Below are 15,810 nucleotides of genomic sequence, written 5' to 3' on the forward strand. Positions count from 1 at the left end.
TGAGAGAATTATTCTGCGTTCTTATTTGCGCCTTTGCGCCTTTGCGCGAAACTTTACTTAACTACGGAAGCCTTCAAAGTAACTCGCCCTTGCGAACCATAAGCGACTTCATTGATATAAAGATTCGAGTCGCACAATTCCGCAATAATATGTTCAGCCGATTTTTGCGGATCTATTGCTGGACTCAAGTCAATTGAGCGAGCAAATACTTTTGGCCATTCCCATCTCAGGGTTTTGGTAAGTCCGCATAAACCACCTGCGATCGCTCCATAATTGGTGTTATGCTCTAACCCAAAGGCTCCATCTAAGCGCGCTACTGTTAGGAAGGAACTGCGGGTGTAATTGGCGGTTTCGGTGAGGGATTTCTTCAGGTGTTTAGCTACAAAGAAGATGTGCTTAACTATCGCTTTGTCCTGTTCTACACTCTGGGGATGGATGTGAATGAAGCTACCAATTGTACCAATATTAGTTGCGATCGCGGATAATTTGTGTTGGAGTAATTCTTCACTCATATCTGCAAGGGTGATACGTTCTACACCAGCAGGTAAGGGTGCTTGTTGAGCGATGATAGCTTGGGGGAAGCTTAATACTATTACTTTCCAACCGCGATCGTACAGTGTTTGGACTACGTGGGAGGTGGTGAGGGAGCCATCATCTGTAATTAAGCAGATGTGTCCCTCTGGTAAACTGAACTCTAAGCTGTCGGGTAGTGGGAGGATTTTCAGTTGCGCGGGACGACGCGCAACATTTTCGATTATTTGGACTGGCTGGAAGTCCCAGTTAGAATCAGGCTTTTTTTTTTCACCCGCAACTAGGCGTTGCAGATACTCAACTATTTGACCGATGGTTCGTAAGTCGCCTAAGTCTTCGACGTTTGGCTTGGGTAGGTTGGGATAGGCTTCTTGCATTGCTCCCAGAATTTCTACCCGTTTGATGGAGTCGATACCTAAGTCGGCTTCCATGTCCATTTCCAGTTCCAGCATCTCGACTGGGTAGCCAGTTTTATCGCTGGTAATATTTAGCAGTGTTTGAGCGATGTCTGCGTAATCGGTGGTATCTTCTACAGTTTCTACAACTGGAGTTTCAGCAATTACTACTGGTTCAGGTGCAGTTACTACAGGAACTACAGGCGCAACTGGCATTTCTGGTACGACTGGTGCGGGTAACACTGCAACTCCGACACTAGGATTTCCCGAAGCATTAGATTGCAGATATGTAATAATGTCGCCTATGCTGCGTTTTTCTGCTAGTTCTTCTAAGTTGGGCTTGGGTAAGTTAGGATACATTTCTTGTAAGCCACCCAAGATTTCAACTCGTTTGATGGAGTCAATACCCAAGTCGGCTTCCATGTCCATCTCTAATTCGAGCATTTCGACTGGGTAGCCAGTTTTATCGCTGATAATAGCCAGCAGATTTTTGTCTAAGTCGGAGACATCAACCGCAGGCGCAGCTACAACAGATGCGCTAACTACAGCTACAGGCTGGGGTGCTGGTGCGACTGGTGTTTCAATTACGGGTGCGGGTGCAACCGCTACAGGTTGAGGTGCTGGTGCTTCAATTACAGGTGCAGGCGCAACCACTACAGGCTGAGGTGCTGGTGCTTCAATTACAGGTGCAGGCGCAACCACTACAGGCTGAGGTGCTGGTGCGACTGGTGTTTCAACAGGTTTAGCATGACCGTTACCATTACCGTTTTTCGCTACAGGCTCAACTACTGGAGTTGGTGCAACAATTTTGGTAGTTGTAGGTACGTGTGTATCGCTGACTGGGATATTGGTTGGTTCAACTGCAACACCACCAGCAATTAACTGTGAATATTGTTGCTGAATGAGGTTGAAAAAGTTTTTGGCGTATTCTACCTGTTCCAGAAGATATTGTTCATGGATGCGTAATGTTTCACCTTGTTGAGCGTGAAACTGCATCATGCTGCGTTCTACACCTTCCATCACAACTAGCTTCAGTTGCGCTGCTTCTTGGGAAGACTTGGCATTGGCGAACAAAGCGTTTTGCTGCTGCATCAGTTGGAAGAATGCTTTCGTGTATTCCATCTGATGGTTGAGATACTGACCGTGAGTTTGTAAATTATCAGATTGATTCTTTTGGAATTGGGTCAGCAGGTACTCTAAGCTTTCTAGCATCCGCTGGTAATTTACCAAGTTTTCAGGTGTTGGCATATCAGTTTCCTGGGCTAGTTGATTAGAAAGGATCGCAGGATTCATTTCTGGTTCTGGTTCAGTAATACTTGTTATGGAAGTAACTTCAGGTGCTGGTTCCGGTTTGATTATTTCTTGAAGACTTACACCTGAATTCTCCGAAACTCTTATTTCTTGGCGTTCTTGGAGGTTCGTTTCAGAAAATTCTGGAATAGCACTAACCACTGGTGCAGGTGCAGCAGGTAACGAAACCTTATGTCCACTCTCCAACGCTTCCTTGAAGCCGTTTCTAGTTTTCTCCGAAACGTAGTTAATACCATTGAGACGCACACTCAAGGTTTTCTTCTTCTCAGCAGGTAGTGCAGGTTGAACTTGATAGGGGTCAAGGTTCTTCAACTGCATCCCAATGACTCGCATTTGTACTGCTGCTTCCCGCAAAGAACGATCGCTGTTCTTCTGAGTGCTAGGATTCAATGCGATGGTAATATGAGGGCGATCGCCTAAAATATCCTTAACTAAATTAGTCAGAATTCTTTTCGGCCCAAATTCCACAAAGCAAGAACCACCAGCCGCGTAAATATTTTCAATTTCCTGTTTAAACAACACCGAACTTGCGAGGTGAGTTTCCAAGATGCGCTGCATTCCGGTGGGGTCTTGGGGATAAGGCTTACCAGTAACATTGCTGAAAACTGGAGTTTGAGCAGTATTGAATTTGACTGACTTTGTAGCGATCGCAAAAGATTTCTGAGCAAAAGCAATCAGTGAAGTGTGGAAGGCTGCGGAAACAGGCAACTGTACAGCAGCGTATCCCTGTTCTTGCAAAGTCTGGCGAACTTTAGCGATTTCTGCGGTCGGCCCTGCCAACACTACCTGAGTCGGGGAATTAAAGTTAGCAATTGATACTTGCGGATAATGCTTCAGTATTGGTTCAATTTTGTTGATGTCTTCTTTGACAGCCAACATTGTACCTGCGTCGTGGTCTGGGTCTTCTGGTGCAGCCATTGCTTGACCCCTAGCTTTTACCAAGAACAAGTAATCTTGCTCACTTAACACACCCGCAGCCCACAATGCTGTTAATTCACCAAAGCTGTGTCCGGCTACGAAATCAGATTTGAAGCCAGCTTTTTGCAGGATGGAATACAACCCAGCACTGAATACACCAATTGCAGGTTGAGCGTATTCTGTACGTTGTAATGCTGCAACTTGAGCATTTTTCTCTGCTTCTTCAAATGTCGGGCGGGGGAAGACGATTTCTGAGAGAGGCTGCAAGTTATCTTTGAGTAACAAGCTATCCATGTAGCCATGTAACCGTTGCATCTCAGGGAAGTTCATCACCAATTCCCGACCCATTTCTAGGTATTGGGAACCTTGTCCAGAGAACAGGGCGACAACTTTACCGCCTAATTCCATACCAGAGGCGCGGTAGTAAATACCTTGGGGATGTTCCCAGGATGCTGCTGTACCTTTGAGTTTCAACCAGTCGATGCTGATTTGCAGCAACTTGCAAGCTTCTTGTAAATTCTCCGCGACAAAGCCAACTCTCGCCGCAGTTTGAGGAATTTCTAATGATTGACTATCTTGCACCAACTGAGAAAAGTGTCTGTCGCCGCCTTCTGATTGCAACTTCCATAAATCTGCTTCACACTTGCTGAGTAGTTGTGCTGGGTTATCAGCAAACAGCAGGATTTCCTGGGGTGTGCTGTGTATCCGGTAGGGTTGATTTTGTCCCGCTTCGTATTCTTCTAGAACGACGTGGTAGTTTGTCCCACCAAACCCGAAGGAACTTACACCTGCACGTCTTGGTGCTTCGCCTTCTGGACGAATCCAAGGTCTGGTTTCAGTATTGAGATAAAATGCCGAGTTGTTAATGTCGAGTTTGGGGTTCGGCTCGGTAATGTTAATGGTTGGCGGTAAAATTTTGTGATGCAGTGCCAAAGCAGTTTTAATTAAACTTGCCGCACCCGCAGCTGCTTTAGTGTGTCCGATTTGGGATTTCACACTACCCAAAGCGATGTGCTGCTTTTTGTTGTCGTATTCGCCAAAGAAGTCTCTTAAAGAACCGAACTCTGTGGGATCGCCAGCCATTGTCCCAGTACCGTGGGCTTCCATCAGACCAACGGTAGCAGGAGAGAAACCAGCATCTTCGTAAGCGCGACGCAAAGCAGTTACTTGCCCTTCTTTGCGAGGTGCATAAATACTCTTGTAGCGTCCATCGCTAGAAGTACCGATACCTTTGATGACAGCATAAATTTTATCGTTATCTCTTTCAGCATCTTCCAGACGCTTCAGAACAATCATCCCGATACCTTCACCCAGCATCATCCCGTCAGATTTAGCATCGAATGGTTTGACATTCTCACTAGGAGAAACCGCAGGGGTTTTGCTGAAGGAGATGTAAGCCATGATGGTGTTATCTGTATCCACACCACCAGTCAGCATCATGTCGGCGCGATGTTCGACTAGTTCGCTGATAGCTAATTTCAACGCACCGAAGGAACTAGCACAAGCCGCATCAACTACACAGTTAATCCCGCCAAAGTTCAAGCGGTTGGCAATGCGTCCAGCCACGACGTTAGCCAGCATACCAGGGAAGGCGTTTTCATCCCACTTGACGTAGGCAGCTTTGATTTTGTCAACAATCTTTTTGGTGTCTTCGTCAGATAAACCACTGCTTTTGAGAACCTTTTCCCAAATCGGATATTCTAACCGTGCAGCCAGTGGCATTCCCAATTGTTTAGCCATCGCCACACCGAGAACTACCCCAGTTGTTTCGCGGCTAAACTCACGAGATTCACTATAACCAGCATCTTCCATTGCTTCTTTTGCAACTACTAAACTTAGTAATTGCGAAACATCAGTTACTTCTAAAATGCTGGGTGGAATACCAAATTCCATCGGGTTAAAATCAACCTCTGGAATAAAGCCACCGCGTTTACAATAAGTTTTATCTTCTGGGGTTCTGGGGTTGGGGTCGTAATAATCTTCTACGCTCCAGTGAGTAGGAGGTACATCAGTAATACAATCGATTTTGTTAATGATATTTTGCCAATATTCCCGCAAATTTCTGGCTTTCGCAAATAGCGAAGCCATACCAACGATAGCTATAGGATTTTGTTGCAATTGTCTGTTAAGTTTGTTAATCGACATTGGTTTGTCTGTCGTCATCTTTTTTTCCTCTATATACCGAATCAAAGTTTTTTCACAACTGTTGATCTGGGCTTCTAACTCTGCCAAAGCAGCATCAATTGAATAAGCAGACATAGGACATAGACAGTTTTTAATTACTGTGGATTGTGAAGCTACAGTAGTCTTTGTTACCCATCAAAAATCATCTGTCTGTTGTGACAAGCAACTAGCTATCCTATGTATGAAGGCTAAATGCTTTTTTCCTAACAAACACCACACAATTCAAAATAAATGCAAGATGAAAGATTAAGAATGAAGCCTTTCATACTTCATAATTCAGACTTCATACTTCACACTTCACACTTCTCTTGATATTGCGGTAGCAGGTCAATAACGTTGTTGAAACTGGTAAAATAATCTTGAAGCGCGTTAGCAGCTTGACCAGTGAATTCAAGCCATTCGTAATGGTAGAAGTTTTGTGTGATTGTATCCTGCTGGAACAATGGAAACTTAGGAGTAGCCATGAGGACAGAAACGCTTTTTTCTCCCAAGCTCGTTTGATTATCTAGCTTAACAGCAGCAACGTAGCTGGTATTAATGACAACGTTCTGTATCTTGATAAATGCCATAGCCAGTTTCAACGTCCAGGATAATATATTGTACGGAATTCGACCCAGAAAAGCTGACAAGTTCGTTACTGAAAGAACATCACCTCTACTTTAAACTTCACAGCAATTTGAAGAAATTAACCAACATTTACAAGGTGATAGTGATGCGACTTTGTATAGTATGTTTCTCATCTTCAAGCGCAATAAATGTGTTTTGTTTCCGTTGGGCTTTGAAGAGTTGAATTAATAAAAAGAATAGCACACTTCACATAAACTAAATCATTTCTTCAAGGGATTTTAAGAAAAAAATCTGGCTTTTAGCAGATGGCAATGTTAAACACAATATAGCAATCAGGTATATTTGCGAACTCATGTTTGGTGATTGTGAATTTACGCGATCGCCTTCTCTATACAAACTACAGCTTAATTTTCTAGCCATTAGCGAAATTAGCATATTCAGTAGGAAAATCATGAACAAATACATGGGTATATATCTGGTATTTTCAACAGAGCAGCATAATTTGATTCGACTTTTTGATGAATTTTTAAAATAAGGCAAAAAACAACACCAAGAAGTTAGCAATCAGCAAATATTAAAATTTTAGGAAGTACAGCATAAACAATATTTTGATGACATTTCATAAATTACAAACATTTAAAGGCTTGAAATTAATATCTGCCAAAAACGTTACAGAAGCAGATGTGTTCCAGATCCCCGACTTCTTTAAGAAGTCGGGGATCTAACTTCTCACTAGTATTTCATGCTCAGTAATAGACAGAATTAAGTGTAAGGTAAATCAAAGAAAACTGTTTAATATCAAAAGTCTCCTCCTGCCTTCTACTTATCAAACAGTCACCATTTTTTTTGCTAACTTGCCAGTTAATTGCTGCCAACGCATCACGCCGCGATTAACTAATTGCTGGTTTTCATCGCCGATAAAACAGATGCGTCCCAACCTTTCACAAGCAGCCAATATTTCCCCATTCCCCATAAATGGCGCAATGACAAAATTATTGGGACTGGTGTAGAAATTTATTAAATAATTGACAACACCTTCTATACTCTCTATATGAATAGGTGATTGGGGTTTAACAATTGCATGATGTGAAAAAATGCCTATATAAAGGTTACTTACTAACAATTCATATTGAAATGGCATTTTGTTATGTTTGTAAAAATCGTAAATTTGTCCTTCAGAACGGAGGACAGCCACAACTCTAGCTTCGTCTACTAAATAATTATGTTGCCATGTAGAGGAGACAGTAGCGATCGCCAGTGCTGCATCTGAAGGTAACAAATTCCGAAATTGTGAAGTGTAAGTATCGCCACAATAAACCAAATGTCTCCCCAGCATCCATTCTTCACCAACTTTTACTGCTGGTTCTGCATTGGCTTTTGGTTGCTCAATTGCTTGTTCTACTTGGCGTTGCACTTTTTTGATGGCTAATTTCGCTTCTTTCTCCGCCATAGCACTTTTAAAAGCTGATATCTGTAACTCTTTTTGCTTTTTCTTAGCTTCTGCAATTAATTGAGTTTGCTGCGCGACGGCTTGTTCATCTCCCTGTTTTTGGGCTAATTCCAAAGCTTTTTGTGCAGCTTCGGCTAAATTGCGTTCTTCGCTACCAGCCCTGGCAATTTTCAGTAGTATTGTAGGACTGTCAGCTAGAGATGTACCTTTAATCATTTGTTTCACATCTGGATGGATACTTTTAGCAATTTGCTTTCCATGTTGAAAAGTACGCTCAGAATATCCAACTTCCTTTGCCAACTCGATAGTCCTTTTAGGTGGTGAAATGGTTGCACCACCTTTAAGAGTATGTTGGTTATCCCCTGGTTTCGCCCGCAGCCCCATCCGCTCTAAAATCTGGTCACGCTCTAACCAAAGTTCTGAACGTTCCAAGGGTTCTAATTCATTGCGAATCAGGTTTTCGTCGATTTCTGCCAGCCGTGCTTGGTCAGCATCTTGATAGTTAACAACATTACATTCGATGGTTTCTAACCCCAAAAGCTGACAAGCTGTGAGGCGATGTAAACCAGCAACCAAAGTCAAATTCTGATCTACCGTGATGGGGTTGAGTAAACCATTAGCCTTAATTGACTCTTTTAACTCATTAACTTTATGAGCATTCACAGGACGGCGGTTAGCACCTATATGAATTTGATTGATAGCAATAACAGGCATAATTACTGTTTTTATATAAGTTCAGTTAAAACAACCAAGATAACACGCAAAGTCAATTTGAAACATTTTATTTAGTGAGTTTAAATCTAGATTTTTGTTCCTGAAATAGATGAAAAGTGATGAAGATTACATAATTGAGGTGATAGGTTATAGGTTACAGGTTACAAAATAATTGTTGCGTTTATATATTGACTTTACGAGTGAGGTTAAATATGAATGTTTGTTTATCTAATAAATCAAAAGTATTTTACATTACACATTCTTGGTAATAAAAAAATAATGCCTATGCCCATAACCAATCACTTGTCACCTGTCACCTATCACCTCTCCCAATAGTCATTAAAAGCTCACTTAATCACTGTCAATTGGTTGACAATAGTAAATCGCTTTGCAATAATTGGACACAGTTTATCCAGATTTTCTAAACGCTTCATTTTCGCAAATTTAAATTTTTTGGTTAGCGCTATCGTATTTTAAACTACTGGATTTGATCCGAAATTAGGATAAAACTGAGAAAGATTTAGAGTAAAGCCTTCTGTTATTTCTCCGCAAAATTAGTAATAAATCGTTGTGTAAAGGCGTACAACAATTCCCATAGAACTGTACAAAAATTATGAAGTGTGAAGTATGAATTATGAAGTAAAAGGTAATTTTTAAGACTTCATTCTTCACCTTAATTATCAGTCATTTCGGCTGTTTCCTGGCATAGCACAATTGGAATAAAAATATGGCACTAAAAAAATACAGCCAGTTATTTACAAAACCCTTAAGTCGGTGGCAAATAATTTTGGCAGCGTCTCTCACTGTAGCTGCTGCTGGGTTAGGAACTTTCTACAGTTTTGCACCAAAATTGAACCGTGTCGCAGTTCAAACCACTCAGGCGACTACACCAAAACCCGCACCTGTGAAAGTTGCAATCACTGCTTTGGGACGTTTGCAACCGGAAGGTAAAGTTACTTATTTGTCTGCGCCTAATTCCATCAACGGTGTACGTGTCGAGAAATTGTTCGTGAAAGAAGGTGATGAAGTCAAAGCCGGGCAAGTATTGGCATATTTAGAAGATTATGCACGTGCGACAGCAGCTTTACAACAGTCTTTAGATAAACTGCAAGTTGCCAAAGCTAAATTAGCACAGGTCAAAGCTGGTGCGAAATCAGGAGATATCGACGCACAAAAAGCTACCATTGCACAATTAGAATCTCAACTAAAAGGAGAAGTTGCTGCACAACAAGCAACAATTAACCGTATTCAAGCTGAAGTTGATAATGCTCAAACCGAAAACGATCGCTATCAGCAATTATACAAACAAGGTGCGATCGCGGCTTCTGTTGCCGACAGCAAAGCTTTACAACTTAAGACAGCACAACAACAACTCACAGAAGCTCAAGCTGGGCTTACTCGTACCCAAAACACCCTGCAAGACCAACTTAAAGAAGCTAAAGCCAGACTCAACAGTATCAGTGAAGTACGCGCTGTAGATGTTGAAGCAGCACAAACTGAAGTTAAAAGTGCTGTCACCGCAATTAAACAAGCCAAAGCCGACCAAGACTTAACTTACATTAAAGCTCCGATTGACGGCAGAATTCTCAAAATTCACGCCAAAACAGGCGAAGTCATCAACACTTCTGGTTTTGCAGAAATCGGTAAGATATCGCAAATGTATGTAATTGCAGAAGTATATCAAACCGATATCCAAAAAGTGCGGGTAGGCCAAAAAGCGACAATTACTAGTGCTGCATTTGCTGGAAAATTGCAAGGAACTGTGAAAGAAATTGGTTGGCAAATTGACAAACAAAGCATCTTTAGCCTTAATCCCAGATCTGATACAGACCGGAGAATTGTTGAAGTAAAAATATCTATCGATAACCCCGCAGATAGCCAAAAAGTAGCTCGGATGACTAACTTGCAAGTGGATGTATCTATTCAAATTTAGTCAATGGTCAATAGTTACAAGCAAAAATAACTAATGGCGAATGACTAATGGCAAATAACAAATGAAAAATAACAAGTGAATCCATGAATTTCAAGATTCCTTTAGCATGGCTACAGTTAGCCCAACAAAAGATTCGTTTTGTCGTAGCTGTAGCTGGCATTGCCTTTATTGTGCTGCTAATGTTTGTGCAGCTAGGCTTTCAAGATGCACTATATTCTAGCGCTACCGCAGTGCATCAAAGCTTACGCGGAGATTTATTTTTAGTTAGTTCGCAATATAAATCTTTGACATCCAATCAAAGCTTTTCTCGAACTCGTTTATATCAATCTTTGGGGTTTGAAGGTGTTGAATCTGTTAGCCCCATGTACTTGCAATTTGCCAAGTTAAAAAATCCTGTGACTGGCGAGAAGTATTCAATATATGTAATTGGCTTCGACCCAGGAAATCCTGTGATGAATATTCCCGAAGTTGAGCAAAACTTGGACAAACTTAAAATTCCTGATGTCATGCTTTTTGACCGGAATTCTCGTCCAGAGTTTGGGCCAATTGCTGCCAAATTTGACCAAGGAGATACTGAACAAACAATTGAAATCTTTCCTTTTGATGGCCCAATTGGCTATAACGTGCGAGTAGGAGGATTATTTAGCTTAGGCCCTTCCTTTGGTGTAGATGGTAACTTAATTGTCAGCGACTCAACTTTTCTGCGGATAAATCCGAATACTCGTCCAGCCGAAAAAATTGATATTGGTGTAATTACCCTCAAACCTGGCGCTGATAAAGAAAAAGTTTTAAAAAATTTGCAAGCCAATTTACCTAATGATGTCCTAGTTTTTAATCGCCAAGGCTTTATCAATTTTGAGAAACAATATTGGGCTGATAGAACACCAATTGGTTTTATTCTTAACCTGATGTTGACAATGGCTTCTGTTGTAGGTGTAGTAATTGTTTATCAAATTCTCTACAGTAACATTGCTACTCAATTTATAGCCTATGCAACTTTAAAAGCCATTGGCTATCCCAATTCTTATCTGTTAAATGTGGTATTTCAGCAAGCTTTAATCTTAGCAGTTTTTGCTTATATTCCCGGATTTTTGACTTCCATAATTTTGTACGACTTTGCAATGGAAGCCACAAAATTACCCATCATGATGAATGCCAATAATGCCTTGATTGTGTTTATCTCAGCAGTTTTAATGTGTATTACCTCTGGCGCACTTGCTATTAACAAATTACGCTCTGCTGACCCAGCAGATATTTTCTAAGAAGTATGAAGTATGAAGGGTGAAGTATGAAAATTAATTCATACTTTAGGCTTTATATTTCTATATCAAATTCAAACTTTAGTAAGATAATAACCCCTGATGAACCTAGAAAACAAAACTCTCCTCATTACTGGGATTGATGATTTTATCGGGTTGCGTGCAGCCGAGTTAGCCATAGCCCAGGGAATGAAGGTGCGCGGACTGCAAAGTTCTAGCGATCGCAAAATACCACAAAATCTCAATGTAGAAGCGATCGTTGGTAACATTACTGACCCGAAAATTGCTCAAAAAGCTTGTCAGGGAGTAGACATCGTTCTCCACACAGCACAACTTACCCAAGAAGCTGGCCCCATCAAAGAATTTCGGGAAATCAATGTCAACGGTACTCTCAACATGGCGAAAGCCGCCAAAAGTGCTGGTGTCAAAACTTTCGTCCACCTCTCTAGCGCGATGGTATACGGCTTTGATTATCCGAATAATGTAACCGAATCTGGCCCTTTATCTGGCGATAATAATCCTTACTGTCAGACTAAAATCGAAGCAGAAGCAGAACTATTACCCCTAAATTCTTCAGACTTCGGCGTTATTGTGATTCGTGCTGGTGATGTCTACGGGCCTGGATGTATCCCTTGGATAATTAGACCGCTTTTGATGATGCGGCAAAAGCTATTTGCTTATGCTAACGATGGTAAAGGAGTCATCAATCATTTATACATAGATAATCTGATTGATGCCATCTTTTTAGCAATTAAAAAAGAAGCTTACGGCGAAGTTTTTAATATCACCGACGGTCAAGAAACTTCCTGGAAAGAGTATTTTATGCGCTTGGCTGCAACTGAAGGTTTACAGGCTCCGATGTCTGTACCAAAAGATGAAATCAAGCTATTTCTCAAAATCCGCAGTCAAGGACAAAAACTGTTCCGGAAAAAAGCTGATATTCTGCCAGAATCAGTTGATTTTATGACTCGTCCCTACGCCTATTCTATTGCTAAAGCTCAAACTTTGTTAGATTACAAACCCAAAATTGACCTCGAAGAAGGCTTACGCCGGACACACGAATGGGTGCAAAAAACCGACATTCAGAAATTAGCCAAATAGTTAATCAACAAAACTCAGAAGTACAGCAAAAAATAATTAACCGCCGATGAAAGAGGATAAACGCAGATAAATTTCAACCAAAACTCTGCGTTAACCTCAGCGATACTCCGCGTTTAAAAACAACGAACATTACCCCTTAATGAATCATCATGCGTAAAATTGCACGTTGGTCTTACTTTGTGCTTTCTTCTTTAGTCAGCATTTATTGTATTAAACCCGTAACCGCAGAACAAACTGCAACGCTCACTGTTGTAGTCAAAAATATTCGTCATCAAAAAGGTGATGTGTGCTTCCGGATTTACGCTGGAGAAAAAGGTTTTCCTATGAGCGATAAAAGTGAAGTACAAAGTGGCTGCGCTAAAATTACAGGCTCTACTGTAGTTAAGAAATTTGCTGGATTAAAACATGGCACTTATGCAGTAGCTATTGTTGATGATCAAAATGGCGATCGCAAATTAAATACAGACTTCTTTGGTATCCCTAAAGAAGGCTTTGGAATTTCTAAAAATCCTACTGTTTCTGTTCAAACAGGTACACCAAAGTTTCGTGATGCCAGCTTTGTAGTCAATAAAAACACCAGCATCAATATCGTAATGAAATACTCTCTTGATCCGTAAGAAAAACTGGGGAGACAAATTATAATTCTCCCCTACACCCCTAGACCTTTTACACTCCCATACCCCTTCCCTCTAATTTCATGGAAGAGTTGACGATATTCCTGTCTAAGTCTTTGCTGAGTTGGCTGGCTATTCAGGTGTGTCTAGGACTTGTCTTTTTGTTCTACTTGCACTTCAGCCGAAAAAGCTCATTAGCAGATGAGCAGCTACCCAAAACAGCCGTAATTCTTTGTCTACGTGGAGCCGACCCGTTTTTGCCTGAATGTTTGCGATCGCTTCTCACGCAAAATTATCCACAATACAATTTAAAATTAGTTGTTGATAGTCAAACAGATCCAGCGTGGCAAATTGCCCACAATACTATTAATCAGCTAGGCGCAACTAACGTTGAAATCAACTATTTAAAGGTAATTCGCCACAATTGCAGCCTGAAGTGCAGCGCCCTTTTGCAAGTTTTTGCAGAATTAGATGATGCTTACGAAGTTGTAGCCTTTGTCGATGCTGATACGGTAGTTCATCCCAACTGGTTGCGAGAATTAGTCAGTCCTTTATCAAACCCCAAAGTAGGCGCGACAACTGGAAATCGTTGGTATGTACCAACAGGTAGGTATTGGGGTTCTTTAGTGCGCTATGCAGGTAATGTATCTACAGTTGTGCAGATGTTTTTATTTAGCATTCCTTGGGGTGGAACTTTAGCAGTAAAAACAGAAGTACTGCGCCACACAGGAATGCTAGATATGTGGGGTAAAGCCTTAAATGAAGACTTGATAATGCACAAAGTTCTGAAAAAACATGGAATGCAAATCAAGTTTGTGCCTTCTTTAATTATGCTCAATCATGAAGAATGCGATTTATTAGGCTTAATAGATCATCTCAAGCGACTGTTTTTATATTCTCGACTTTATCATCCCCAATGGATAGCTGTAGTTGGTGATTTGGTTTCTAGCATTTTATTTCCGACTACAGCTGTTGTGTTGTTGCTGGTGTCGTTGTGGGATGAAAGATGGGAAACAGCAGCTTTATTGTTTCGCTCTTATAGCATCTATACACTGGGACTACTCTTGCTCATGCTTATCTTAGAGTTAGGAGTCAGACCAGTGATTTTAGCTCAAGGTCAAACAGCAACAAAATTATCAGGTGGCGCAATATTAAAAATGTTGATTGCCATCCCATTGACACAATGGGTATATGGTTCAGCTATGCTTGCTTCTTTGTTGAGATCAACAGTGAAATGGCGAGGTGCCATTTATCGCGTACAAGGCCCTTGGAATATCCGATTAGTTGAATATCAAGCATACGATTTTTTGGATCAACCAGTAGATAGCAAAATATCTTTGTAAGCCCATAGAGACTAGGACAATATCCCCGAATTCTTAGAAAAGTCGAGGATTTGAAACCCTAAAATTGTCTGACAAACTCTGTGTAAATCCTGCGTTATTTGACTGTTTATTTTGCTCAGTCAAAAGAAGCTTTTGTGGCTTATTTTTCAGATTCAATTATGTAGAATTTATCAAACATGAATGAGTTGATAATCTTCCTGTCTAGATGTTTGTTGAGTTGGTTAGGTATTCAGGTATGTTCAGTGCTGGCGTTGTTGTGGTGTCTGTCTTCACGACCACAAAACCCATTATCAGATGAAGAACTGCCAAAAACGGCAGTTATTCTTTGCCTTCGTGGTGCTGATCCGTTTTTACCTAATTGCTTGCGATCGCTACTTCATCAGAATTACCCTCAGTATGATTTGAAGTTGGTTGTTGATAGTATCGAAGACCCTGCATGGCAGATAGCTCATGATACTGTCAACGAAGTAGGCGCAACTAACGTTGAAATTAAGCCACTCAAAATAGTCCGCAATAGTTGCAGTCTCAAATGTAGTTCCCTTATCCAAGCTGTTTTAGAACTAGATGAGTCCTATGAGGTGGTAGCTTTAGTTGATGCCGACACAGTGGTGCATCCCAATTGGTTGCGGGAATTAGTGTCGCCTCTCAATAACCCTAAGATAGGTGCAACAACAGGTAATCGTTGGTATGTCCCAACAGGTAGGTATTGGGGTACTTTAGTGCGGTACATCTGGAATGTCTCTGCACTCGTACAAATGTTTTTATATGGCATTCCTTGGGGTGGAACTTTAGCTATCAAAACTTCTGTATTACATCAAACAGGACTACTAGATAAATGGGGTAAAGCTTTTGGCGAAGATACGATGATTCGTAGCGTCTTGGGTAAGCATAAACTTAAAGTTAAGTTTGTGCCTTCTTTGATTATGTTGAATCGGGAAGAGTGTGATTTACCGAGTTTAAGATACTGGTTTCAGCGTCAATTGTTATCTTCTCGTCTTTACCATCCTTTGTGGTTAGCTGTAGCTACTGATGTAATTTTCACTATCTTGCTGCCGAATACCTTGCTAGTAGTGTTTTTAGCAGCTTTATTGATTGGGGATGGAGATAGTGCAAATTTAGCTCTCAGTTGGTATGTCATTTATATGTTGGCCTTAGTTATGCTGATCCTCTTTTTAGAGTTGGGGGTACAGCCAGAAATTCGCGCTCAAGGTCAACAAGTAACAAGACTATCAACAGCTGTGATTGGCAAAATAGCGATCGCTCTTCCCTTCACACAATGGATTTATGGGTTAGCTATGTTAGCATCGTTTCAAATGCCCACAGTCCATTGGCGTGGTGTGACTTATCAAGTTCAAGGCCCTTGGAATATCCGGCTTGTAGAATATCGTCCTTATCAGTTACTAGATCAACCAAGCGATCGCAAAGTTTCACTCTAAAATTCTCAATTCTGGCTTCTGAATTCTTCTTCCAGGAATCTCTATAGCAGTGCG

The 15,810-nt window shown here is 41.0% G+C and carries 9 protein-coding genes; 6 read left to right on the forward strand and 3 right to left on the reverse strand.

The genetic code is table 11. The annotated features are described in order from the left end of the window. Window positions 1-53 precede the first annotated feature (53 nt). The 3 genes from ACMX3D_RS01995 to ACMX3D_RS02005 form a co-directional block, all read right to left on the reverse strand. Window positions 54-5,414, reverse strand: coding sequence for a beta-ketoacyl synthase N-terminal-like domain-containing protein (locus ACMX3D_RS01995; protein WP_482749822.1), 5,361 nt, complete (start codon window positions 5,412-5,414; stop codon window positions 54-56). A 215-nt stretch (window positions 5,415-5,629) separates the two neighbouring features. Beyond that, a complete protein-coding gene (locus ACMX3D_RS02000; protein ID WP_482749823.1) occupies window positions 5,630-5,908 on the reverse strand; it encodes a hypothetical protein in 279 nt (92 codons plus the stop codon). 824 nt (window positions 5,909-6,732) lie between these two features. Next, window positions 6,733-8,070 (reverse strand): ParB/RepB/Spo0J family partition protein, encoded by a 1,338-nt coding sequence (locus ACMX3D_RS02005; RefSeq protein WP_482749824.1) that lies wholly within the window; start codon window positions 8,068-8,070, stop codon window positions 6,733-6,735. A gap of 727 nt (window positions 8,071-8,797) precedes the next feature. On the opposite strand from ACMX3D_RS02005, the gene ACMX3D_RS02010 reads away from it, so the two are divergent. From ACMX3D_RS02010 to ACMX3D_RS02035, 6 genes are all read left to right on the forward strand, one after another. Then, window positions 8,798-10,003 carry an ABC exporter membrane fusion protein gene (locus ACMX3D_RS02010; RefSeq protein ID WP_482749825.1) on the forward strand — a complete coding sequence of 402 codons (1,206 nt, stop codon included), beginning with the start codon at window positions 8,798-8,800 and terminating at the stop codon, window positions 10,001-10,003. 83 nt (window positions 10,004-10,086) lie between these two features. Next, window positions 10,087-11,265, forward strand: a complete 1,179-nt coding sequence (gene devC, locus ACMX3D_RS02015) for an ABC transporter permease DevC (RefSeq protein ID WP_482749826.1) — start codon at window positions 10,087-10,089, stop codon at window positions 11,263-11,265. A 99-nt stretch (window positions 11,266-11,364) separates the two neighbouring features. After that, complete coding sequence (locus ACMX3D_RS02020) at window positions 11,365-12,363, forward strand: NAD-dependent epimerase/dehydratase family protein (protein WP_482749827.1); 999 nt, start codon at window positions 11,365-11,367, stop codon at window positions 12,361-12,363. Window positions 12,364-12,512: 149 nt separating this feature from the next. Further along, window positions 12,513-12,980 carry a DUF2141 domain-containing protein gene (locus ACMX3D_RS02025; protein WP_482749828.1) on the forward strand — a complete coding sequence of 156 codons (468 nt, stop codon included), beginning with the start codon at window positions 12,513-12,515 and terminating at the stop codon, window positions 12,978-12,980. An 80-nt stretch (window positions 12,981-13,060) separates the two neighbouring features. Next, a complete protein-coding gene (locus tag ACMX3D_RS02030) occupies window positions 13,061-14,320 on the forward strand; it encodes a glycosyltransferase family 2 protein (protein WP_482749829.1) in 1,260 nt (419 codons plus the stop codon). Between the two features lie 176 nt (window positions 14,321-14,496). Next, window positions 14,497-15,756, forward strand: a complete 1,260-nt coding sequence (locus ACMX3D_RS02035; protein WP_482749830.1) for a glycosyltransferase family 2 protein — start codon at window positions 14,497-14,499, stop codon at window positions 15,754-15,756. The last annotated feature ends 54 nt before the right edge of the window (window positions 15,757-15,810 follow it).

The organism is Anabaena sp. TISTR 8404 (genome assembly GCF_056847745.1).

Coding starts and splice junctions, on each gene's coding strand:
- ACMX3D_RS01995 (WP_482749822.1), bottom strand. CDS start 5,414: ATGTCTGCTTATTCAATTGATGCTGCTTTGGCAGAGTTAGAAGCCCAG.
- ACMX3D_RS02000 (WP_482749823.1), bottom strand. CDS start 5,908: ATGGCATTTATCAAGATACAGAACGTTGTCATTAATACCAGCTACGTT.
- ACMX3D_RS02005 (WP_482749824.1), bottom strand. CDS start 8,070: ATGCCTGTTATTGCTATCAATCAAATTCATATAGGTGCTAACCGCCGT.
- ACMX3D_RS02010 (WP_482749825.1), top strand. CDS start 8,798: ATGGCACTAAAAAAATACAGCCAGTTATTTACAAAACCCTTAAGTCGG.
- devC (WP_482749826.1), top strand. CDS start 10,087: ATGAATTTCAAGATTCCTTTAGCATGGCTACAGTTAGCCCAACAAAAG.
- ACMX3D_RS02020 (WP_482749827.1), top strand. CDS start 11,365: ATGAACCTAGAAAACAAAACTCTCCTCATTACTGGGATTGATGATTTT.
- ACMX3D_RS02025 (WP_482749828.1), top strand. CDS start 12,513: ATGCGTAAAATTGCACGTTGGTCTTACTTTGTGCTTTCTTCTTTAGTC.
- ACMX3D_RS02030 (WP_482749829.1), top strand. CDS start 13,061: ATGGAAGAGTTGACGATATTCCTGTCTAAGTCTTTGCTGAGTTGGCTG.
- ACMX3D_RS02035 (WP_482749830.1), top strand. CDS start 14,497: ATGAATGAGTTGATAATCTTCCTGTCTAGATGTTTGTTGAGTTGGTTA.